Origin of the sequence: Streptomyces sp. TLI_171 (assembly GCF_003610255.1) — a bacterium.
GTDB lineage: Bacteria > Actinomycetota > Actinomycetes > Streptomycetales > Streptomycetaceae > Kitasatospora.
Window position 1 is genome coordinate 150,414 of sequence record NZ_RAPS01000001.1, and the last position, 19,096, is coordinate 169,509.

The window sequence follows — 19,096 nt, forward strand, 5'->3', positions numbered from 1 at the left end:
CAACCGCCGGTGCTTGGGCGCCGGGTGCCGGGGCAGACGGCGGACGTGACGACTGACATGGAACGCGCCCCGGACCGGGGCGAGCGGGCGGGCGACCGCCGGACCAGGGCCACCGTGCTGGTGGCGCTGGTGGCCAACCTGGTGATCGCGCTGGCCAAGGTCGCCGGCGGACTGCTCGCCGGCTCGCCCGCCCTGCTGTCGGAGGCGGCGCACTCGGTGGCGGACAGCCTCAACGAGGTGTTCCTGATGGCCTCGCTGCGGCGCAGCCGCCGCCGTGCCGATTCGCGGCACCCGTTCGGCTACGGCAAGGAGCGGTTCTTCTGGTCGATGCTGGCGGCGGTCGGGATCTTCGTGACCGGCGGCTGCTTCTCGTTCTACCAGGGCCTGCACACCCTGCTGAATCCGCAGTCCGAGGACACCGGCGGCTACCTGGTGGTGTACGCGGTGCTGGGGGTGTCGCTGCTCGCCGAGGGCGCCTCGCTGGTGCGGGCGACGGTGCAGGTGCGCGGTCAGGCCCGGCAGGCGGGGCGGGGCCTGCTCGCGCAGCTGCGGCGCGGGAACGATCCGACCGTGCGGACGGTGTTCGCGGAGGACGCGGCGGCGGTGATCGGGGTGCTGCTGGCGGCGGCGGGCGCGGGGCTGCACCAGTGGACCGGGCAGTCGGCCTGGGAGGCGGGCGCGGCGCTGGCCATCGCGGTGCTGCTGGTCTGCGTGGCCTTCCGGCTGGGTCGCGACGCCCAGGACCTGCTGGTGGGGCGGGCGGTGGATCCGGTCCTCCAGCAGCGGGCGGCGGACCTGCTGGCGGAGCGGCCGGAGATCGACGTGGTGACGCAGCTGATGACCATGCAGCTCGGCCCGGACTCGGCCCTGTTGGCGGCCCGGGTCGATCTGGCCGACGGTCTGGACAGCGCCGGCGTCGAGGCGCTGTGCGTGGAGGTGAAGCGGCGGATCCGCACCGAGTGCCCGGGGTTCGAGCAGATCTTCCTGGACATCACGGCCGCCGATCGGGACGAGCGCCGCCGGGCGGCCGACCGCCGCCGGAGCCTGCGGTCGGCGGTGGCCCGGCAGCAGGAGCCGGGGCGCTGACGGCCCGTCGGCTCGTCCCCGGTCACTCCTCGCCGGAGAAGCGGCCCCAGGCCGATTGGCGGGTGATCCCGAGCGCCTCGCCGATCCTGGCCCAGGTGACGCCGCGTCGGCGCAGTTCCATGACCCACCTCCGCAGGTCGGCCTCGACCTGGTCGGCGACGGCGGCGACCCGGGGGAGCCGTTCCAGCATGGCGGCGTCGGACAGCTCGCCCCACGGGGGCATCCGCAGGTCGACCGGCCCCGGGCGGTACTCGGCGACGATGGAGCCCGCCAGGTCGACGCACTCGTCGCAGATGGTCGCGCCCGGGCCGGCGATCAGCTTGGCCACCTCCGCCTCGGGCTTGGCGCAGAACGAGCACGCCCTGCCCTCGCGTTCGACCGTCCCCGCCGTCATGGCGCCTCCGTCCCGGCCGTCCGGCCCCTGTCAGGCCGGTCCTGACAGGGAGCGTACGGCCGTCAGGACCGGCCTGACAAGCACGCGGCGTCGGCCGGGCCGGTCAGTTCTGCAGGAAGGTCTTGGCCTCGGCGAGGACGGGGTGGTCCTGCTGGACGTCGCCGGGGCGGTTGCCGTGGCCGATCAGCGCCCCGCCCCAGCGCATGCCCATGTACTCGGCGGTGGTGCGCAGGGTGCCGACCAGCGGGTCGGCCTTGCCGTCGTCCTCGTGGCTGGTGACGGTGATGCCGCGCAGGGTGCGGCCCGCCAGGCTCTCCCGGAAGGCGAACTGCGGGAGGCGGAGCCAGGCCGACCAGTGGTCGAGGTAGAGCTTGGTGGAGGCGGACACCGAGTACCAGTACAGCGGGGAGACGATGACCAGGTCGGTCGCGGCGAGGGTGGCTTCCAGCAGCAGGCGCTCGTTGCCCTCGGGTTCGAGGTAGGCGTGGCCGTCGGTGTGGCGGTGGTCCCGGAACGGCGGCAGGGGGTGGTCGGCGAGGCTCAGCCAGCGCTGGGCGGTGCCGGCGGGCAGGTGGCGGGCGGCCTCGCGGGCGAGGGCCTCCGCGTTTCCGTCGGCCCGGCTGCTGCCGAGCAGGAACAGGAAGGAGCGGTCGTCTTGATCGGTCACGCCGGGTCCAACTCGCAGGCCCAGCGGCCCATTCCCGCCGCTGCGGAACGGGTCGCCGGGCCGACGGCGGGTCAGTTGGCGGCGGGCCCGGTCCAGTCGGCGGCGACGTGGCCGAGGCGGACCCGCTGCGGGTGGTCGCCGACCTCGACGGAGGAGGTGCGCCGGCCGGTGGCGAAGTCGATGGCGGTGACCCGGTCGGCGCCGCTCTCGGAGATGATGCAGGACGTGCCGTCGCCGCTGACGGTGGCCCAGTAGGGCTTGACGGCGGGGACCAGCGGGCCCTCCTGGAGGGTGGCGCGGTCGACGACGGTGGCGTAGTCGTCCATGGTGCCGGCCACGCAGAGGCGGTCGCCGGCCGGGCTGATCGCCAGTCCGTGGTGACGGGAGTCGTTGACCCAGGTGGTGCGGTCCTCGCTGGTGGCGGGGTTCTTCGGCAGGGTCTTGACCCTGGTGACGGTGTCGGAGGCGACGTCGTACTCCACGAAGCCGTTGAAGAAGGAGACCTGGAAGTACAGCGTGGACCCGTCGGGGGTGAAGGCGGCGGGGCGGACGGCGTTGGACAGGTCGGCGCGGCCGAAGGCGTCGAGGCGCCGGCGCATGTCGATGGTGCGCACGGGCTGCAGGGTGGCGGCGTCGACCACGGTGATGTGGCGGTCGCCCTTGGTCCAGTCGAGCCAGGGCTCGTCGAGGGCGGTGGTGACGTCACCGATGGACATGTTCCAGATCTGCTTGCCGCCGTCGGTGAACAGGTTCTCGTGCGGTTTGTCGCCGGTCTTGAACGAGCCGAGCTGGCGGCCGGTGGCGATGTCCAGGACGTGCACCGTGTTGGCGGTGGAGGCGGACACCGCGACCCGGGTGCCGTCGGGCGAGACGGCCATGTGGTCGGAGCGGTAACCCGCGACCGGGAAGCGCCAGTTGATCCGTCCGCTGGCCAGGTCGATGGAGACCACGTCGGCGAAGCTGGGCCGGGAGACCACGACGGCCGAGCCGTCCGGGGTGGAGTACATGTCGTCGACGAACTGGTCGTGCCCCTCCCCCGGTCCGAGCCGCACGCCCAGGAAGTAGCCGAGCTTGACCGGGTTGAGGTAGATCTCGGTGAGCCGCTGGTCCTTGTCCGGAACGACGTCGATCCGGCCGATCCGGGTCAGGTCGCCGCGCGAGGTGATGACGTCGGCGGTGCCGTCCCAGTTGTTGCCGACGAACATCACCTCGCGCAGCGCGGCTGCGGCCGGCGGGCCCTGCGGTGCGGCGCCGGCCGCCCCGGCGGGCGGCACGGCCAGGCCCAAGGTGCCTGCCAGCACGGCGAGTCGGAAGAGGCGCCGGGAGCGCCGGGGCCGGGTGCGGGACATCGCGACTCCTCACCCGCGCGCAGCCCACCGGCGCGCGCGAAGTCTGAAACGACGGGTAGTCAGATTGGCGCTACTCGACGGTAGGGAGGGTTCGGCGGACCTGACAAGACGTCGGTGGGCGACAATCGGGGCCGGATGCCGGGCGCGGCGCGGCGGGCGGGGCGGGAGAACACCGATGGTGCGGGTGGGGCAGGACGTGGGCGGCACGTACGGCGGGCGGTCGGCGCAGGAGCGGCGGGCCGAGCGGCGGCAGCGGTTCCTGGCGGCGGGGCTGGCGCAGTTCGGCGACCGTCCCGGTTACCGGCACGCCTCGGTGGCGGGCCTGTGCGAGGCGGCCGGCCTGTCGACCCGTCAGTTCTACGAGGAGTTCCGCAACCTGGAGGAGGTGCTCGCCCGGCTGCACCTGGAGGTCAACGACCACAAGGAGCGGGCGGTGCTGCGGGCGCTGGCGACCGCGGCCGGGCTGCCGTTCGAGCAGCGGATCGCCGCCGTACTGCGCGGCTACGTCACCGCCGCGACCGAGGACCCGCGCCGGCTGCGCATCGCCTTCGTCGAGATCGTCGGCGTCAGCGAGGAGTTGGAGCGGCAGCGACTGGTGCGGCGGGCCCGCTGGGTGGAGCTCATCGTGGCCGAGGCGGACTCCGCCGTCGCCCGCGGCGAGCTGGCGCCGCGCGAGTTCCGGATCGCCGCCACCGCGTTCATCGGCGCGGTGAACGGCCTGCTGCACGACTGGACGGCGGGCCAGTTCGACGCCACCCTCGACCAGGTCCTGGCCGAGCTCACCGCCCTGCTGCTCGGCGCCGTCCGGCACCCGGCGCCGTAGCGGCCCGCCCGCCCGTCGGGTGCTACCAGGGCAGCGGGCCCGCCTGGTCGAAGTAGCCGCCGGTCGGGCCGTCCGGTCCCAGCTGCGCCATCCGCACGATGACCTCGGCGCCCTGCGCGACGGACTGGGTGCCCTCGTGGCGGTTCAGGTCCGTCGCGGTGTAGCCGGGCTCCACCGAGTTGATCCGCATCCGCGGGAACGCCTTGGCGAACTGGACGGTGAGCATGTTGACGGCGGTCTTGGACGCCGGGTAGGCCACCCCGGGGTACCCCTTGCCGCCCTGCGACAGCGAGGCCGTGCCGCTGCTGACGTTGACCACCACGGGGGCGGCGGAGCGCTCCAGCAGCGGCAGGAACGCGTGCGTCACGCGGACCAGGCCGAACACGTTGGTCTCGAAGACCTCGCGCATCACGTCCGCGGTCAGCTCGGCCGCGCCGACGATGGCGCCGCCCGCCGAGCGGACCTCGATGCCCGCGTTGTTGACCAGCACGTCCAGCCCGCCGTCGGCCTCCACCGCGGCCGCCGCGGCGGCCACCGAGGCGTCGTCGGTGACGTCCAACTGCACGAACCGGGCTCCGAGTTCGGCGGCGGCGGCGTTGCCCCGCACGGCGTCGCGCGCGCCCACGTACACGGTGTGGCCCGCCTCGACCAGGCGGCGGGCGCTCTCGTACCCGAGGCCCTTGTTGGCCCCGGTGATCAGAATCGTCGTCATGCGGCCCAGCTTCTCCCCGCGCGGCCCCCCGCGGCCAACGGATTACGGCGCGGGCCCCGTCCCGGGCGGTGGTTGACGGGTCGTCAGGGTGGACATCCATCCCTTGGGGGCAGGGGGTGGGAGCGATGGACGTTCTGAACACCGTGGGCCTGGTGGTCGTTCCGCTGCTGGCCGCGTCGGCGGCCCTGCGGGTGTGGGTGCGGCCCGTGGTCCGCGGGGTCGACTGGTTCTCCGCGATCTTCTGGTCCGCCGCCGCCATCGGCATCGGCCTGGACGACGGCCCCGGGTGGCTGCTCGTCACCGGTGGGGTGACCGCCGGCCTGACCCTGCTCGCCCCGCTCACCGTGCTGATCGGCGCCCTGGTCAGGAAGCCCCTGATCGAGGTCGAGCCCGACGAGTTCCGCGGCCGCCTGCTCGCCGCCTGCACCGCGCCCGACCCGCCGCCGGCCGTGCTGATCGGCGTCGGCCCCGACGGCACGCTCACCGTCTGGGGCCTGGAGGCCGCCGGTTTCCCCCGGAACCGCCACCGCACCGGCTCCGCCTGCGCCATGTGCCTGCTGGAGTCCGTGGTCGAGGAACTCGCCGACGACGGCCCCGCCGCCGTGGCCGAGTACCGGGTCCACCTCCGCCGCCGCGCCAACCAGCTCTTCCTGCTCCGGCACGGCACCATCTCCGGCCGCTGGACCGCCGACCTCCGCCCCGTCAAGGGCCTCAACTCCCCGTACCCGACGCCGCCCTGCACCGTCCACCGCCCGTGACGCACGGCCCCGGCCCGGCCGCTGGGGTTCAGTCGGCGGGCAGCGGCGTGGACGGGTGGTGGGCGGGGGCTTCGCGGGCGCGGAGTTGAGGGGTCGTCACGCCGACGGCGGCGACCGCGGCCACGCAGAGCAGGCCGCCGGTGACCAGGGCGGTGAGGCCGCTGGTCCAGCCGGCCACCAGGCCGGCGCGGAGGTTGCCGAGTTGCGGGCCGGCCTGGCCGACGATGGTCTCGGCGGCGGTGACCCGGCCGAGCAGGGCGTCGGGCGTGCGGGTCTGGATGATGGTGGAGCGGCAGAGGACGGCGAGCGCGTCGGCGGCTCCCGCCAGCACGAGCAGGGCGAGCCCGGCCCAGGCGGATGTGGTGAGGCCGAAGGCGGCGAGGGCGGCGCCCCAGAGCGCGGAGGCGGCGAGCATCGCGGGCCCTGGGTGGGCGAGCCGGGTGAGGCGGCCGGAGAAGGCGGTGGCGGTGACGCCGCCGACGGCCAGGGCGGAGAGGAACAGGCCGAGGGTGCGCGGGTTGCCGCCGAAGCGTTCGCTGTTGACCAGGGGGAACAGGCCGGCGGGCATCGCCAGCAGGGTCGCGGCGAGGTCGGTGAGCAGGGCGCCGCGGACCACCTGATGGGTGATCAGGAAGCGCAGCCCGTCGAGGACCCCGTCCAGGCCGGCCCGGGCGGCGTCGCCGACCGGGGGCAGCGCGGGCAGCACGAACGCGGCCGCGAAGGAGACCGCGAAGCTGGCGGCGTCGAGCAGGTAGCAGACACCCGTGCCGGACCAGCCGAGCACCAGGCCGGCCAGGGCGGGGCCGAGCAGCATCATGGCCTGGCCGGTGACCTGGTTGAGGGCGAGGGCGGCGGCGACCTGGTCCTTGGGGACCAGGCGGGGCACGAAGACGCCGGCGGCGGGTGCGCCGATCGCCCCGAACGACGCCTGCAGGGCGACCAGGCCGAGCACGGCGGCGACCGGGACGTGGCCGGTGAAGCCCTGGACCGCGAGCAGCAGCGAGCAGGCGGCCTGTCCGGCGTTGCCGAGCAGGTAGGCGCGGCGGCGGTCGGTGCGGTCGACCCAGGCGCCGGCGAACAGGCCGACGGCGACCATCGGCAGCGCCTGGGCGAGGCCGACGGCGCCGCTCCAGGCCGGGCTGTGGGTGCTCTGCCACACCTGGTACATGACGGTGACCATCGTCATGAAGCTGCCGAGGGTGGAGACGGTCCGGCCGATCAGCAGCCGCCGGAACGGCGGCGAGCTGCGCAGGGGACGTACGTCGATCAGCGAGCCGGTGCGGCTCATGTGCGGGGTGCGGGCGGGCGCCGGATCATCCGCAGACCCTAGCGCACGCCCCGCGGGTCCGATCAGCGCTTGGCGAGGGTGACGTTGCGGATGGTCACCGGCAGGGTGGGGAAGCCGTCGCCGGGGCCGTTCTGGTCGTCCTCGCCGCCGGCGGCGATCTTCTGCAGGACGTCGAGGCCGGCGGTGACCCGGCCGAAGGGGGTGTAGTTCGGGGAGAGCTCGGTGTCCTTCCAGACGATGAAGAACTGGCTGCCGTTGGTGTTCGGGCCGGCGTTGGCCATCGCGACGGTGCCGGCGGGGTAGGTGGCGCCGGCGAGGTTCTCGTCGGGGAAGGAGTAGCCGGGGCCGCCGCTGCCGGTGCCGGTGGGGTCGCCGCACTGCAGGACGTAGAGCCGCTGGGTGGTGAGGCGGTGGCAGTGGGTGCGGTCGAAGTAGTCGTGTTCGGCGAGGAAGCGGAAGGACCAGGTGGTGCAGGGCGCCCGGTCGGTGAGGGCCTGGAAGGTGACGGCGCCCTGGCTGGTGCGCAGCGTGGCGTGGTAGGGCTTGGCGGCCTTCGCGGCGTCGAACACCGGGATGCCCTTGAAGTTGTCGGCGGGCACGGCCGGCGTGTAGCTGCAGGTGGGGGCGGGCGCGGCGGCCGCGGCGGGGCCGGCGGTGGACAGGGCCAGCGGCAGGGTGCAGGCGGCGGCGGTCAGCAGGGCCCAGGACTTGCGCTTCATTCGACGGCTCCCGAATCGCTCGGACAATCAGAGACTTGGCACGGACCTGCCATCCATGCCCGTCCTGTCGCCCGGCACACCACCTTCCGCCCTCGTTCGTCCCTTGTCGCACCCTGCGCGGTGGCGCGCGTAGGTGCGCGTACGTCACATGCCTCGCGCCGGACCCTTTCCGAGCACCCGTTCGATCTGACAACATCGTCCGCTATCCGGTGAGTACAGAGGCCGGGGGAACGGGGGAAGGTACCCATGATCGGCTTCGTCGTGCGCCGGCTGCGCGGGCGACTGCCGCTGGCGACGGCCGCCCTGCTCACGGTACTGATCACCACCTCGGTGCTGACCGCCCTGGTCGCCTTCGACCGCGGCGCGGAGCAGGCCGGGCTGCGGCGGGCGCTGCAGGGGCCGGGCATGGCGCGGACCACGGTGCTGGTGTCCGGTGACCGGGCGCTGGGCGACCGCGCCGCGGACGACGCGGCGGTCGGGGCGTTCGCCCGGGAGCTGTTCGACGGCCTGCCCTCCACCGTGGAGAGCCTGGCGCGCAGCCGCTCGTACGGGCTGCCGCACTCGGCGGCCGCGAAGGGCGAGCCCGATCTGACGGTGCTGGCGGCGCTGGACCGCGGCCGCACCACACTGCTGGCGGGGGCCTGGCCGAAGGCGCCCGGCGGCGCCGGCGCTCCGGTGGAGACGGCGGTGCCGCAGAACGCGCTGGCGGGCCTGGGCCTGGACGCGGGGACGCTGCCCGCCCGCCTGGAGTTGACGGACCGTTTCACCGGCAAGCCGCTGGCCGTGCAGGTCACGGGCGTGTACCGGGCCACCGACCCGGCGGACCCGTACTGGCGGGCGGACCCGGCGGCGGGGCGCGGCGTGCAGGTGCTGGCGTACACGACGTACGGGCCGCTGCTGGTCGACGATGCGGCGTTCACCTCGGGCGAGGTGGCGCAGGCGGGCCGCAGCTGGCTGGTGCGGGCGGACTTCTCGGCGGTGACGCCCGGGCAGGCCGCGGAGCTGCGCGGGCGGGTGACGGGCGCGGTGGAGGGCCTGCAGGTCGGCACCTCGGTGCTGGCGAGCACCGAGCTCCCGGCCCTGCTGGACGAGTTGGCCTCGGACGCACTGGTGTCGCGTTCGACCCTGCTGGTGGGTGCGCTGCAGCTGGCGGTGCTGGCGGCTGCGGCGATGCTGCTGGTGGTGCACCTGCTGGCGGACCGTCAGGCGGCGGAGAACCAGTTGCTGGCGGCGCGCGGCGCCTCGCGCGGCCGGGTGGGGGCGTTCGCGGCGGGCGAGGCGGTGCTGCTGGCGCTGCCGGCGGCGGTGCTGGCGCCGCCGCTGACGCCGGTGCTGCTGCGGCTGCTGGCGGGCCGGGGGCCGCTGGCGCACGCCGGGCTCGACACGTCGCTGCCGTGGATCGCCTGGCCGGTGGCGGCGGCGTGCGCGGCGGCCTGCGTGCTGTTGACGGCGCTGCCGGCGCTGCTGCGCTCGGCGGGCACGGCCGTGCTGCGGCGGGCGGGGCGGCGGCAGGCCCGGGTGTCCTCGGTGGTGCGCTCGGGTGCGGACGTGGCGCTGCTGGTGCTGGCGGTGGTCGCGTACCAGCAGTTGACGCACTACGCGGGGGCGACCGCCGGGGTCGATCCGATCCTGGTGGCGGCGCCGACGCTGGCGCTGTGCGCGGGCACGGTGCTGGTGCTGCGGGTGCTGCCGTTCGCGGCGCGGTCCGGCGAGCGGCTGGCGCGGCGGGTGACGGGTCTCGGGCCGGCCCTGGCGGGCTGGCAGTTCGCGCGTCGGCCGGGCCGGGCGGCCGGGCCGGTGCTGCTGCTGGTGCTGGCGGTGTCGATCGGGATGCTGGCGATCGGTCAGCGCGCTTCCTGGTCGGCCTCGCAGCACGACCAGGCTTCGTTCGCGACGGCGGGGGGCCTGCGGATATCCGGGTCCTCGCTGCCGGGGGCGGGCCAGGGCGGCACGTACGCGGCGCTGCCGGGCGGCGAGCGCCTGGTGCCGGTGGCGCGGCGGGACAACCCGCTGCCGCACGGCGGGTCGGCGGCGGTGCTGGTGCTGGACGCGAAGCGGGCGGCGGAGCACCTGGACGTCCGGCCGGACCTGTTCGGGGGCCGCAGCGCGGCGCAGGTGTTCGGCCCGCTGGCCTGGTCGCCGAGCGGCGGCCTGGCGCTGCCTGGGGTGCCGCAGCGGATCGAACTGGACGTGGCCAGCACGGTGCTGGCCTCGCGGGACCGGGACGGCAACGACGACACGGCCGCGCCGCGGACGCCGCTGGCGATGTCGCTGCTGCTGCGCGACGGCTTCGGCGTCTCCTACCGGGTGCCCGCGCCGCCGGTTCCGGCGGGCGGGGTGCGGCGGATGACGGTGGACCTGTCGGAGACGGCGGGCGCGCCGAACGGCCGGCTGGCCGGGCCGCTGGCGCTGGTGGGCGTGGCGCTGGACGCGGCGGGTTCGACGGCGGGCGACCTGCGCGGCGAGTTCACGGTGGACCGGGTCGCGGTCGCCGACTCCGCGACCGCGCCGGCCGTCGAGGTGCCCGCCCCGGCGGGCCTGGGCTGGGCGCTGGCGCTGTCCGACGGCCGGGACGCCCGGCAGCCGGGCAGCACCACGAAGGCGTCCGCGGGCGGCGGGCACCTGCTGGACCTGGCGTACACCACCACCATCGACGAGCGTTCCAACTGGCATTTCGCGCTGACCCCGGAGGGCGGGGCGGCCGCACTGCCGGCCGTGCCGGAGCTGACCGCGGTGGCCACCGACTCGTACCTGCGGGCGGTGGGCGCGACGGTCGGCCAGACGCTGCCGGTGCCGTTCGGAACGGCGACCGTCCAGGCCCGGGTGACCGCCTCGGTGGCGGCGCTGCCGACGGTGGACGGCCCGGCCGTCGCGGTCGACCTGGCGGCGCTGGACCGGAGTCTGGACGCGCTCGGCGAGCCGTCGGTCGTCCCGGCGGAGTGGTGGCTGCCCGCGGCCGGACCGGGCGACGACAGCCCGCGGCGGGCCGCGGCGCAGTTGCGGGCCGCGCCGTTCGCGCAGCAGCTGCTGGAGCGGGACGAGGTGACGGACCGCCTGCGCGGGGACCCGCTGGGCGCGGCCCCGCAGTCGGCGCTGGCCGCGCTGGCGGTGGCGGCGGCGCTGCTGGCGGCGATCGGTTTCGCCGCGGCGGCGGTGGGTGCGGCGGCGGAGCGGGCCGGGGAGTTCGCGGTGCTGATGGCGCTGGGTTCGCCGCGCCGGGTGCTGCTGCGGACGGTGGCGGCGGAGCAGGGGGTGCTGGCGCTGCTGGGCCTGGGCACCGGTCTGCTGCTGGGCGCGCTGCTGGTTCACCTGGTGGTGCCGCTGGTGGTGTTGACGCCGGCGGCGCGGCGGCCGCTGCCGGAGGTGCTGGTGCGGCTCCCGCTGGACCAGGTGTCCCTGTTGGCGGTGGTGGTGGCGGCGGCGCTGGTGGTGCCGGCGCTGCTGGCCGGGCGCCGCAACCGTGATCTGACGGCCCGTCTGCGGCACGTGGAGGAGATGTGAGTACCCCGCCCACCGTGGCGCCGTGGGTCAGGACCAGGCTGCGGTCGGCCCCGTCGGCGGCGTGGTTGACGGCCGCGCTGGTCCTGGTCGCGGTGTTCCTGGCGGCGGCCCTGCCGCGGGCGCTGGACCGCAGCGCGGACGGTGCGCTGCGGGCGCACCTGCGCGCGGGCGGCCCGGGAGGGGCGGCGGTGACGGCCGCCTCGATGCGGCTGGCCATGGACCCGGCCGGCCCGCCGTGGGCCGACCGGCTGGACCTGCTGGCGGACGAGCTGGCCAAGTCGGTGCACGCACCGCTGCGGCCGGGGGCGGGCGGCCCGGTGTACGGGTCGACCACGTTGGCGCCGCGGAGCCTGGCCAACCCGGGGCTGCCGCGTCCGATGGGCAAGGCGCCGGTGCTGGACCTGGTGTACCTGCACGGGGCGGAGGCGAACGCCCGGCTGGTCGCGGGCCGCTGGCCGACGGCGCTGCGGGACGGCGCCGAGGTCAAGGACTTCGAGGTGGCGCTGTCGGAGCCGGTGGCGCAGAAGTTCGGCGTGTCGGTGGGTTCGGTGCTGGACGCCGGCAGCGAGCCCACGCTCCGGCCGCCGCCGACCCTGCGGGCGACGGTGGTCGGCGTGTTCGCGGCCGCGGATCCGCAGGCCCCGTTCTGGGCGGGCACCGACTGCCTGGTGGCCCCGTGCCTGAGCTCGGTGGGCGTGAACCCGTCGGAGCGGACCGACTACTGGCGGGCGACGGCGCTGATCGGCCCGGCGGAGATCGGGACCTCCGCCCTCGCGGCGTGGTCCGCCCGCGCTCCGCAGGACTTCGTCCGGCTGCCGATCGACGTGTCGGCGGCGCGGGCCGATCAACTGCCGCAGCTCCGGGCGGCGCTGGGGACGCTGACCGGTGGCCCGCAGCTGACCCGGCTGCAGGCGCTCACTGCGCGCACGGACCTGACGGTGCGTTCGCCGATGCTGGCGCTGCTGGACGAGGCGCAGCACCGGCAGGCGGCGGTGGCGCCGCTGACGGTGCTGGGCCCGGCGGGCGCGGCCGGGGTGGCGCTGACGGTGCTGCTGCTGGCGGCGGCGCTGGCGAGCGAGCGGCGGGCCGCCGAGTTGCGGCTGCTGCGGGCCCGCGGGGCTTCGCGTCCGGCGCTGCTGGGGCGGCTGCTGGGCGAGAGCGCGGTGACGGCGCTGCCCGCGGCCGCGGTGGCGACGGCGCTGGCGCTGCTGGTGCTGCCGACGCCGCGATGGGGCGGCGCCCTGCTGGGCGCGGCGGCGGCGACGGCGGTGGCGCTGCTGGTGTTCCCGCTGCGTGCGGCGCTGCTGTCCGGGGTCGGGTTCGGGTCGGGCCGGCGCCGGGTGGTGGCGGAGCTGTCGGTGCTGGCGCTGTCGGCCGCCGCGGTGGTGGCGGTGCGTCAGCGCGGGGTCGCCCCGGCCGGCGCGGGCGTGGACCTGCTGCTGGTGGCGGCGCCGTTGCTGATCGCGCTGGCGGGTGCGGTGCTGCTGGCCCGGATGCTGCCCGCGCTGGTGCGGGTGGCGGCCCGGTGGGCGGCGCGCCGGCCGGGCGCGGTGGGGTTCCTGTCGCTCACCCGGGCGGCGGGCGGCGGCGGCCGGCGTCCCACGCTGCTGCCGCTGCTGGCGCTGCTCCTGGCGGTGACCACGGCGGGCTTCGGCACGATGGTGCTGGGCTCGGTGGACCGGGGCCGGCTGGGCGCGGTGCGGGTCGCCGTCGGCGCGGACGCCCGGGTGGAGAGCGCGACCCTGCTCCCGGCGGGTTTCGCCGGGGCGGCCGAGCGGCTGCCGGGTGCGCGGGGCGGGGTGTCGGCGTTCACCGACCGGACGGCCTCGGTGGCGACGGCGGACGCCGGGCTGCTGCCGAACGTGTCGCTGCTGGTGGTCGATCCGGCGCAGTACGCGGCGCTGGCCCGGTACGACGGCAGTGGAGGCTTCGACCCGGCGCTGCTGGCGGGCGGCGGCCCGGACTGGGTGCCGGCGCTGGTGACGCCCGCGCTGGCCGAGCGGCTCGACGACCGGTCGCACGACGCGCACGGCGCCACCTGGACGGCGAGCTTCCGGATGGCCGGGGTGATCCGGAACGGCCCCGCGCTGGGCTCGGGCGAGGCGATCGTGCTGCCGGCCCGTCAGACCGTCGCCCTGGCGCCGAAGCTGGCCGGGGTGAACCTGTGGCTGGGCACCGGCTCGCTGCACGCGGCGGACCTGCGGGCGCTGCTGCACCGGCTCGACCCGGCCACGCCGGAGGGCAGCTCCACGTACGTGGTCAGGTCCGGCTCGGACCAGGCCGCGACGCTGGCGGCCGATCCGCTGCAGCATTCGGCGGCCCGGGTGTTCCTGGCCTCGGTGCTGGCGGCGGCCGGGTTCGCCGTGCTGGCGGTGCTGTTGACGCTGGCCAGGTCCGGTCCGGAGCGGGCGGCGCTGCTGGCCCGGCTGCGGACCATGGGGCTGCGGCCCCGGCAGGGCCTGGCGGTGATCCTGGTGGAGTCGCTGCCGACGGCGCTGGGCGCGGCCGTGGCGGGCGGGCTGCTGGCGGTCGGCGCGGTGCTGCTGCTGGGCCCGTCGGTCGACCTCTCCGCGCTGGTGGGGCTGGCCGCGCCGGACGGCATCGTCCCGTCGGCGCGGGCGGTGCTGGCGCAGTCGCTGGTGCTGCTGGCGGTGTTCTCGGCCACCGTGGTGGCGGAGGCCCTGGTGTCGGGGCGGCGGCAGATCGCCGCCGAGCTGCGCGCGGGGGACGACAGATGAGCACGGAACTCCGTACGGACACAGGCCCGTTGGGCGTCGAACTGGGATCGGGAGACGAACGTTGAGCACCGAGCACGCGTCGGGCGGCGCGGACACCCCGAGCCTGCAGGAGCTGCAGCGCGCCGCGCTGGCGGCGGCCGCGCCGAGCCGGTACGGGGCGGACGCGGCGATCGCCTGCGACCGGGTGGTGAAGATCTTCACCGCGGACAAGGTGGAGGTGCAGGCCCTGCAGGGCCTGGACCTGCTGGTCGACCGGGGCGACCTGATCGCCCTGGTCGGGGCGTCCGGCAGCGGCAAGTCGACGCTGCTGAACATCCTCGCGGGCCTGGACGTGCCGACCGCGGGTTCGGCCTCGGTGGCGGGCTGCGACCTGCTGGCGATGACCGCGAAGGAACGCCTGCGCTACCGCCGCGAGGTGGTGGGCTTCGTCTGGCAGCAGACCGCCCGCAACCTGCTGCCGTTCCTGACGGCCGCGCAGAACGTGGCGCTGCCCATGCAGTTGCGCGGCGAGCGCTCCACGCCGGCCGCGAACCGCCGCCGCCGGGCCCGGGTGGCGGAGCTGCTGGATGCCCTGGACATCGGCGAGCTGGCCCACCGCCGTCCCGCCCAGCTCTCCGGCGGCCAGCAGCAGCGGGTGGCGATCGCCGTCGCGATGGCCAACGACCCCACGGTGCTGCTCGCCGACGAGCCCACCGGGGAGCTCGACACCGAGACCGCCGCGGGCATCTTCGAGGCCTTCCGCACCGTCAACCGCGAGCTGGGCGCGACCGTCGTCATCGTCACCCACGACCCGATGGTCGCGGGCGAGGTCCGCCGCTCGGTCGCCATCCGCGACGGCCGCACCTCCACCGAGGTGCTGCGCCGCACCGAGATCGACGAGCACGGCCGGGAGCAGGTCAGCGAACGCGAGTACGTCATGCTCGACCGCACCGGCCGCGTCCAGCTCCCCGCCGCCTTCCTCACCGCCCTCGGCATGCAGCACCGGGTGGCCGTCGACCTGGCCCCCGACCACATCGAGGTCCGCGCCGACGACTCCGCCCGCTGACGGCCCGCCGGGCGGTCAGTGCTCGGCGACGCTCCGGAACCGGAGCGCCAGCAGCGCGGCCTGGTCGAGGTCCTCGCTGTCCAGCAGGGTGACGATGCCGCTGGTGGCGGCGTCGTCCCAGCGGCACTCCACGGCCTGCTCGGCCCACCGGATGCCGCAGCGCACCATCCCGCCGAGCGGCCCGGGGTCGACGTCGGTGATCCGCGCGTGGTAGGGCTCGTCGAAGAACGACGTCAGTTCCTGGTCCAGCGTCAGGCGCGACTTCTCTGCGGCGAGTGCGGGGTTCCCGGCGGCGTCCGACACCGCGAGGACGATCACGGGGCCGCGGGGTTCGGCCCGGTCCGCGTAGAACCCGACGTGCCAACCGGCCCCGATGGCGGCGGGTTCCCTGGCACGCAGCTCGTCGGTTCCGTTCACCAGGCTGTGGTTGCCGACGACCTGGTCCACCTCGACCTGACGGTCCGTCGGCCCGCTCCTGACCGCGGCGTGGTCCGGGATCGCGTTCCGCAGCAGCGGCCCGCTGACCCCGAGGACGGCCACCCACACGATCGAGCCGACGCCCCGGACCAGCGCCCGCCGCCGCACTGCGGTCTTCGCCAGGTCCGCGGGCATCGCCGCCACCGGATCGCGCATCCGCCTGGTCCAGATCCACAGGCCCAGCGTGATGACACCGGCGGCTGCCAGCAGGGCGAGGGTCACGTGTTCGGCGTAGGAGACGGTGTGGGCGGCGAGCGGCATGCGCGGCACCCTAGCGGTGGTTCGCCTGCCGCCTGACGGGCCGTGCGTGACCGATCATGAGGAAAGACGGCGAAACCCGGGCAGATCGCTGCCCGGGTTCGGCCGAAGCTCTACCGTCGGTGCGGCGGGTCAGGCCGGCGGGGCCTGCGGGGCGCGGGACTGGACGATGGCCACGTAGCGGATGGTGAAGACCATCGGGACCACGAAGCCGGCGATCTGGACGATCAGGGAGGTGGTGGAGTGGCCGTGGCCGCCGTGGGCGAGGACGCCGAGGGCGGCGGCGGTGAGGGCGAAGGCGGCGGTCCAGACCGAGGTGATGACCTGGTTGACCCGGATGAAGGGCTTGAGGGTCCAGAACTCCCGCGGGGTGGTGCGCTTGGCGATGCCGAGGGTGAAGGGCTTGCCGATCAGCAGCGAGACGCCGGCGATCACCGCCAGGACGGCGGAGGAGAGGGTCGCGGAGTAGTCGCGGATGCCGGAGTGCGGGTCGGCGAAGGCGATCACGGCGAGGGCGGCGAAGTAGAGGGCCGAGCCGGTCTCGATGATCAGGGCGTCCCAGGCGGCGCCGGCCTTGCGCTGCTGGGCGATGACCGCGGCGGCGACCACCAGGCCGGCCAGTGCGGCCCACTGCCACTTGGCGGACGGGATCACCGCGAAGATGATCCAGGGCAGGAACGTGCGCAGGTACGACATCGACTCAGCTTCCCCCTCAGTGGTCGGCCGATGCTGCCGCCGGCCGTGCTGACTGCAGGATATCCAGTCGGGGGGTGGCCGACACCGTCCGGAGGCTGGACGGATCATGACACTCCGTCAGCGTCCGGACGGTGGCCGGAACCGGCCTCTCAGGCGCGGCTGCGGTGGTGCTCTGCCTCGATCGCCCGGTCCGGTGCGACCTGCACGACGGGGTCGGTGACGACGGTGCGGCCGGCGGGCGGCGAGGAGTGCGCCGGGCCGGTGGCGGTGAGGACGGCGCCGAGGGCGAGGGCGGCGGCCGCGGCGGCGGCGCGCCGGTGCAGGGGGCTCACGGGGTGGCTCCTGACGGGTCGTCGGTTGGGTCGCGGGGCGGCGTCAGCACGGGCGCAGCGACTTGAGGGCGTCGTTGTGCGCGCTGCCGCGGCTCGCGGCGGCCATCGGCGTCGCGGTGCCGCGGTAGTCCTTGGCGGGGTACCAGCAGTAGGCGACGGGCGAGTTGTTGACCCAGGCGGAGACGCCTTGCGGGCCGGTGAACCGGCTGCCGTCGGGCAGGTTCAGCCGTTCGGTGTCGGTCAGTTCGGTGCCGGGAAGCAGGGCGACGGCGGCGGGGTCGTGGCGCGCGCCGTCGTGGAGGCAGACCCAGCCGGCGGGGCAGTCGACGTGTTTCGCGGTCCGGCTGTCGCCGTTGAGGACGTGCACCCCGGGCGGGTTGTCGGCCGGGGCGGCGGGTGCGGCGGCGAGGGCGGGGGCGGCGGCGAGGGCCAGCGCGAGGGCGGCGGCCGCGGCAGCGCGGTTCAGGAGTTCCACGGCGTCCCCAGCAGTCGCAGGTCGGTGGCCCGGTCGGGAGTGTCGGCGGTCCACCACACCTGGGCGTTGGAGCCGCGCGGGAGGGCGAGGTCGGCGTGCACGCTCTGCTGCGGCTCGACGTGGCGCCAGACGATGTCGCGGGTGCTGCGCAGGGTGGCGGCGCACTTGACGGCGTCGACGGCGGGGGCCTTGCCGCCGTCGCAGTCGTAAACGACCAGTGACAGGTCGGTGGCGGCGGGGCCGGTGGTGCGGAAGGTGAGCCGGCCGCCGTCGGCGGTCTGGCACCAGCTGACGGTGCCTCCGGTGACGGGGACGGCGGGGCCGGCGGCGCCGTTGCACACGGGGTCGGTGTCGCGGGCGGCGGGCGGCATCGGCGCCACGGCGGGGGGTGCGGCGGCGCCGAGGGTCAGCAATGCGGCGGGTGCGGCGAGAACCGCGAGCGAGCGGAGGCGGGGCATGTCTCTCCTGGTCGGGTCGGGACGCCCGTGGGACGGGGCGGCCGCCGCACCGAACGGCGGTCACTCTCAGTCATCACCAGAACGGGGCGCGGCTATCGCTTCGTTGACGCACTGTCACCCGATCGGCGAGCATCCGGCCCGCCTGGGCCGATCCGCCCGCCGTCGGCCCGATGCTGGTGGCGGGTGTTCGACGGCGCGGAGAAGAGCGGGGTGCGGTGCGGCGGGCCGAGGTGGTGCGGGCGCGCGAGCGGGTGCTCGACGCCTTCGACCGGTACCCGTGGCTGAGCCGGCTGCACGTGCACGTCGGCTCGCAGGGCTGCCCGCCGGAACTGATGGCGGCCGGGGTGCGCGCGGTGTGGGAGCTCGCCGAGGAGGTCAACGCGCGGGCCGGGGCCGCCGGGTGACCGGCATCGACCTGGGCGGCGGGCTGCCCGTCGACTTCGGCTCCGACGACGCCCGGCCGGACTTCGCCGGGGCGCGCACCTGGCCACCCGCACGGTCTTCATCCCGGACGCCTGGCCGCTGCGGGTCGAGGTGTTCGCCGCGGACGGCTCCCCGCGCTCCGGGCCGCCGCTCCCCCAGGACGTGGCCGGCCCGCTCTGCTTCGCCGGCGACCTGGTCGCCCGGGCCCGCGAACTGCCCCGCATCGAGGCGGGCGACCTGGTCGTGCTGCCGGACACCGGCGGCTACTGCGCCTCCGCGCCGTGGGGCTACAACAGCGTGCCGCGCCCCGCGGTGCACGGCTTCGTCCGCGCCGGCGACGGCTTCCGGTTCACTGCCGTCCGCGCCGAGCAGTCCCTCGCCGAGGTGGTCGCCGAGGCCGGCGGAGCCCGCCCGGACGCCCTGCTCGACCTCTCCTGACGGCCCGTCACGACCGCCGGAGGTGGGCGAGGATCTCGGCGTGGTGGCCGCCGACCGGCGGGAGGTCGTCCAGCGCCGCCCAGCGGTGGGCGTCGTGCTCGGCGAGGGCGACCGCCGGGCGGCCGGCCACGGCGGCGGTGAACGCGAACAGGCGGAAGCGGACGCCGTGCCGGCCGGTGAAGTCCGCGGCGCACAGGTAGGCCAGGTCGAGCCCGGTGAGGCCGGTCTCCTCGGCGAGTTCGCGGGCCGCCCCGGCCGGCAGGTCCTCCTCGGGTTCCAGCGAGCCGCCGGGGAACTCCCACAGGCCGCCGAAGTGGTCGTCGGGGTTGCGGCGGACCATCAGCGCCCGCCGCTGCCCGTCGAGCACGACCACCCCGACCAGGAACGCCTCGATGCCCTCCGCGCGGGCCTGTCGGACGAGTTCGCGGTACTGGCTCACGTCGGTCTCCCCCTCGGTGC

Annotated in this window: 20 protein-coding genes; 8 read left to right on the top strand and 12 right to left on the bottom strand. The window is 75.8% G+C overall.

The features are described 5' to 3' along the window. Nucleotides 1-45 precede the first annotated feature (45 nt). Nucleotides 46-1,086, top strand: a complete 1,041-nt coding sequence (locus BX266_RS00685; protein WP_399168761.1) for a cation diffusion facilitator family transporter — start codon at nucleotides 46-48, stop codon at nucleotides 1,084-1,086. Between the two features lie 22 nt (nucleotides 1,087-1,108). On the opposite strand, the gene BX266_RS00690 is transcribed toward BX266_RS00685, so the two are convergent. The 3 genes from BX266_RS00690 to BX266_RS00700 all read right to left on the bottom strand — a co-directional run bounded on the left by BX266_RS00690 (nucleotide 1,109) and on the right by BX266_RS00700 (nucleotide 3,496). Then, nucleotides 1,109-1,480, bottom strand: coding sequence for a ClpX C4-type zinc finger protein (locus tag BX266_RS00690; RefSeq protein ID WP_099896989.1), 372 nt, complete (start codon nucleotides 1,478-1,480; stop codon nucleotides 1,109-1,111). Between the two features lie 103 nt (nucleotides 1,481-1,583). Continuing rightward, the gene (locus tag BX266_RS00695; protein ID WP_099896990.1) at nucleotides 1,584-2,147 is read right to left on the bottom strand and encodes a flavodoxin family protein; all 564 of its coding nucleotides are present in this window, start codon (nucleotides 2,145-2,147) and stop codon (nucleotides 1,584-1,586) included. Nucleotides 2,148-2,218: 71 nt separating this feature from the next. Next, nucleotides 2,219-3,496, bottom strand: coding sequence for a YncE family protein (locus BX266_RS00700; protein WP_099896991.1), 1,278 nt, complete (start codon nucleotides 3,494-3,496; stop codon nucleotides 2,219-2,221). Nucleotides 3,497-3,671: 175 nt separating this feature from the next. Here BX266_RS00700 and BX266_RS00705 point away from each other — a divergent pair, with 175 nt between their 5' ends. Then, the gene (locus tag BX266_RS00705; protein WP_099896992.1) at nucleotides 3,672-4,319 is read left to right on the top strand and encodes a TetR/AcrR family transcriptional regulator; all 648 of its coding nucleotides are present in this window, start codon (nucleotides 3,672-3,674) and stop codon (nucleotides 4,317-4,319) included. Between the two features lie 22 nt (nucleotides 4,320-4,341). Here the strand turns inward: BX266_RS00705 and BX266_RS00710 are convergent, their stop codons facing one another. After that, nucleotides 4,342-5,031 (bottom strand): SDR family NAD(P)-dependent oxidoreductase, encoded by a 690-nt coding sequence (locus tag BX266_RS00710; RefSeq protein ID WP_099896993.1) that lies wholly within the window; start codon nucleotides 5,029-5,031, stop codon nucleotides 4,342-4,344. Nucleotides 5,032-5,156: 125 nt separating this feature from the next. Between BX266_RS00710 and BX266_RS00715 the strand changes: the two genes are divergently transcribed. Continuing rightward, complete coding sequence (locus tag BX266_RS00715; protein WP_099896994.1) at nucleotides 5,157-5,789, top strand: hypothetical protein; 633 nt, start codon at nucleotides 5,157-5,159, stop codon at nucleotides 5,787-5,789. A gap of 28 nt (nucleotides 5,790-5,817) precedes the next feature. On the opposite strand, the gene BX266_RS00720 is transcribed toward BX266_RS00715, so the two are convergent. Together BX266_RS00720 and BX266_RS39545 are read right to left on the bottom strand one after the other, a co-directional pair. Then, nucleotides 5,818-7,077, bottom strand: a complete 1,260-nt coding sequence (locus BX266_RS00720; RefSeq protein ID WP_099896995.1) for an MFS transporter — start codon at nucleotides 7,075-7,077, stop codon at nucleotides 5,818-5,820. Nucleotides 7,078-7,139: 62 nt separating this feature from the next. Beyond that, nucleotides 7,140-7,796: a peptidylprolyl isomerase gene (locus BX266_RS39545; RefSeq protein ID WP_099896996.1), complete on the bottom strand. Its 657-nt coding sequence runs from the start codon at nucleotides 7,794-7,796 to the stop codon at nucleotides 7,140-7,142. 246 nt (nucleotides 7,797-8,042) lie between these two features. Here BX266_RS39545 and BX266_RS00730 point away from each other — a divergent pair, with 246 nt between their 5' ends. The 3 genes from BX266_RS00730 to BX266_RS00740 all read left to right on the top strand — a co-directional run bounded on the left by BX266_RS00730 (nucleotide 8,043) and on the right by BX266_RS00740 (nucleotide 15,080). Beyond that, complete coding sequence (locus BX266_RS00730; RefSeq protein ID WP_120314344.1) at nucleotides 8,043-11,297, top strand: FtsX-like permease family protein; 3,255 nt, start codon at nucleotides 8,043-8,045, stop codon at nucleotides 11,295-11,297. Next, complete coding sequence (locus BX266_RS00735) at nucleotides 11,294-14,035, top strand: hypothetical protein (protein WP_120314345.1); 2,742 nt, start codon at nucleotides 11,294-11,296, stop codon at nucleotides 14,033-14,035. Before BX266_RS00730 ends, BX266_RS00735 begins: the two co-directional genes overlap by 4 nt. Nucleotides 14,036-14,096: 61 nt before the next feature. Then, entirely contained in the window at nucleotides 14,097-15,080 is a 984-nt protein-coding gene (locus tag BX266_RS00740; RefSeq protein ID WP_180290334.1) for an ABC transporter ATP-binding protein, read from the top strand. A gap of 15 nt (nucleotides 15,081-15,095) precedes the next feature. Here BX266_RS00740 and BX266_RS00745 read toward each other — a convergent pair whose 3' ends face one another. From BX266_RS00745 to BX266_RS00765, 5 genes are all read right to left on the bottom strand, one after another. Continuing rightward, on the bottom strand, nucleotides 15,096-15,818 hold the full coding sequence (locus BX266_RS00745; RefSeq protein WP_099896999.1) for a hypothetical protein: 723 nt from the start codon (nucleotides 15,816-15,818) through the stop codon (nucleotides 15,096-15,098). Nucleotides 15,819-15,947: 129 nt separating this feature from the next. After that, a complete protein-coding gene (locus BX266_RS00750) occupies nucleotides 15,948-16,511 on the bottom strand; it encodes a hypothetical protein (RefSeq protein ID WP_099897000.1) in 564 nt (187 codons plus the stop codon). Between the two features lie 149 nt (nucleotides 16,512-16,660). Beyond that, a complete protein-coding gene (locus tag BX266_RS00755; protein ID WP_099897001.1) occupies nucleotides 16,661-16,843 on the bottom strand; it encodes a hypothetical protein in 183 nt (60 codons plus the stop codon). Between the two features lie 43 nt (nucleotides 16,844-16,886). After that, nucleotides 16,887-17,318, bottom strand: a complete 432-nt coding sequence (locus BX266_RS00760) for a hypothetical protein (RefSeq protein WP_099897002.1) — start codon at nucleotides 17,316-17,318, stop codon at nucleotides 16,887-16,889. Next, complete coding sequence (locus BX266_RS00765; protein WP_099897003.1) at nucleotides 17,306-17,776, bottom strand: hypothetical protein; 471 nt, start codon at nucleotides 17,774-17,776, stop codon at nucleotides 17,306-17,308. Before BX266_RS00765 ends, BX266_RS00760 begins: the two co-directional genes overlap by 13 nt. A gap of 215 nt (nucleotides 17,777-17,991) precedes the next feature. Between BX266_RS00765 and BX266_RS41085 the strand changes: the two genes are divergently transcribed. Continuing rightward, nucleotides 17,992-18,180: a hypothetical protein gene (locus tag BX266_RS41085; RefSeq protein ID WP_399168767.1), complete on the top strand. Its 189-nt coding sequence runs from the start codon at nucleotides 17,992-17,994 to the stop codon at nucleotides 18,178-18,180. A gap of 130 nt (nucleotides 18,181-18,310) precedes the next feature. Then, on the top strand, nucleotides 18,311-18,637 hold the full coding sequence (locus tag BX266_RS41090) for a hypothetical protein (RefSeq protein ID WP_399168769.1): 327 nt from the start codon (nucleotides 18,311-18,313) through the stop codon (nucleotides 18,635-18,637). Nucleotides 18,638-18,644: 7 nt separating this feature from the next. On the opposite strand, the gene BX266_RS00775 is transcribed toward BX266_RS41090, so the two are convergent. Further along, entirely contained in the window at nucleotides 18,645-19,076 is a 432-nt protein-coding gene (locus BX266_RS00775) for an NUDIX hydrolase (protein ID WP_099897004.1), read from the bottom strand. Nucleotides 19,077-19,096: the final 20 nt, after the last annotated feature.

What these genes read in the sequence shown, in the direction of transcription:
- BX266_RS00700 (WP_099896991.1), bottom strand. Translation starts at nt 3,496, where the DNA reads ATGTCCCGCACCCGGCCCCGGCGCTCCCGGCGCCTCTTCCGACTCGCC.
- BX266_RS00750 (WP_099897000.1), bottom strand. Translation starts at nt 16,511, where the DNA reads ATGTCGTACCTGCGCACGTTCCTGCCCTGGATCATCTTCGCGGTGATC.
- BX266_RS00745 (WP_099896999.1), bottom strand. Translation starts at nt 15,818, where the DNA reads ATGCCGCTCGCCGCCCACACCGTCTCCTACGCCGAACACGTGACCCTC.
- BX266_RS00705 (WP_099896992.1), top strand. Translation starts at nt 3,672, where the DNA reads ATGGTGCGGGTGGGGCAGGACGTGGGCGGCACGTACGGCGGGCGGTCG.
- BX266_RS39545 (WP_099896996.1), bottom strand. Translation starts at nt 7,796, where the DNA reads ATGAAGCGCAAGTCCTGGGCCCTGCTGACCGCCGCCGCCTGCACCCTG.
- BX266_RS00720 (WP_099896995.1), bottom strand. Translation starts at nt 7,077, where the DNA reads ATGAGCCGCACCGGCTCGCTGATCGACGTACGTCCCCTGCGCAGCTCG.
- BX266_RS00710 (WP_099896993.1), bottom strand. Translation starts at nt 5,031, where the DNA reads ATGACGACGATTCTGATCACCGGGGCCAACAAGGGCCTCGGGTACGAG.
- BX266_RS00715 (WP_099896994.1), top strand. Translation starts at nt 5,157, where the DNA reads ATGGACGTTCTGAACACCGTGGGCCTGGTGGTCGTTCCGCTGCTGGCC.
- BX266_RS00690 (WP_099896989.1), bottom strand. Translation starts at nt 1,480, where the DNA reads ATGACGGCGGGGACGGTCGAACGCGAGGGCAGGGCGTGCTCGTTCTGC.
- BX266_RS00730 (WP_120314344.1), top strand. Translation starts at nt 8,043, where the DNA reads ATGATCGGCTTCGTCGTGCGCCGGCTGCGCGGGCGACTGCCGCTGGCG.
- BX266_RS00765 (WP_099897003.1), bottom strand. Translation starts at nt 17,776, where the DNA reads ATGCCCCGCCTCCGCTCGCTCGCGGTTCTCGCCGCACCCGCCGCATTG.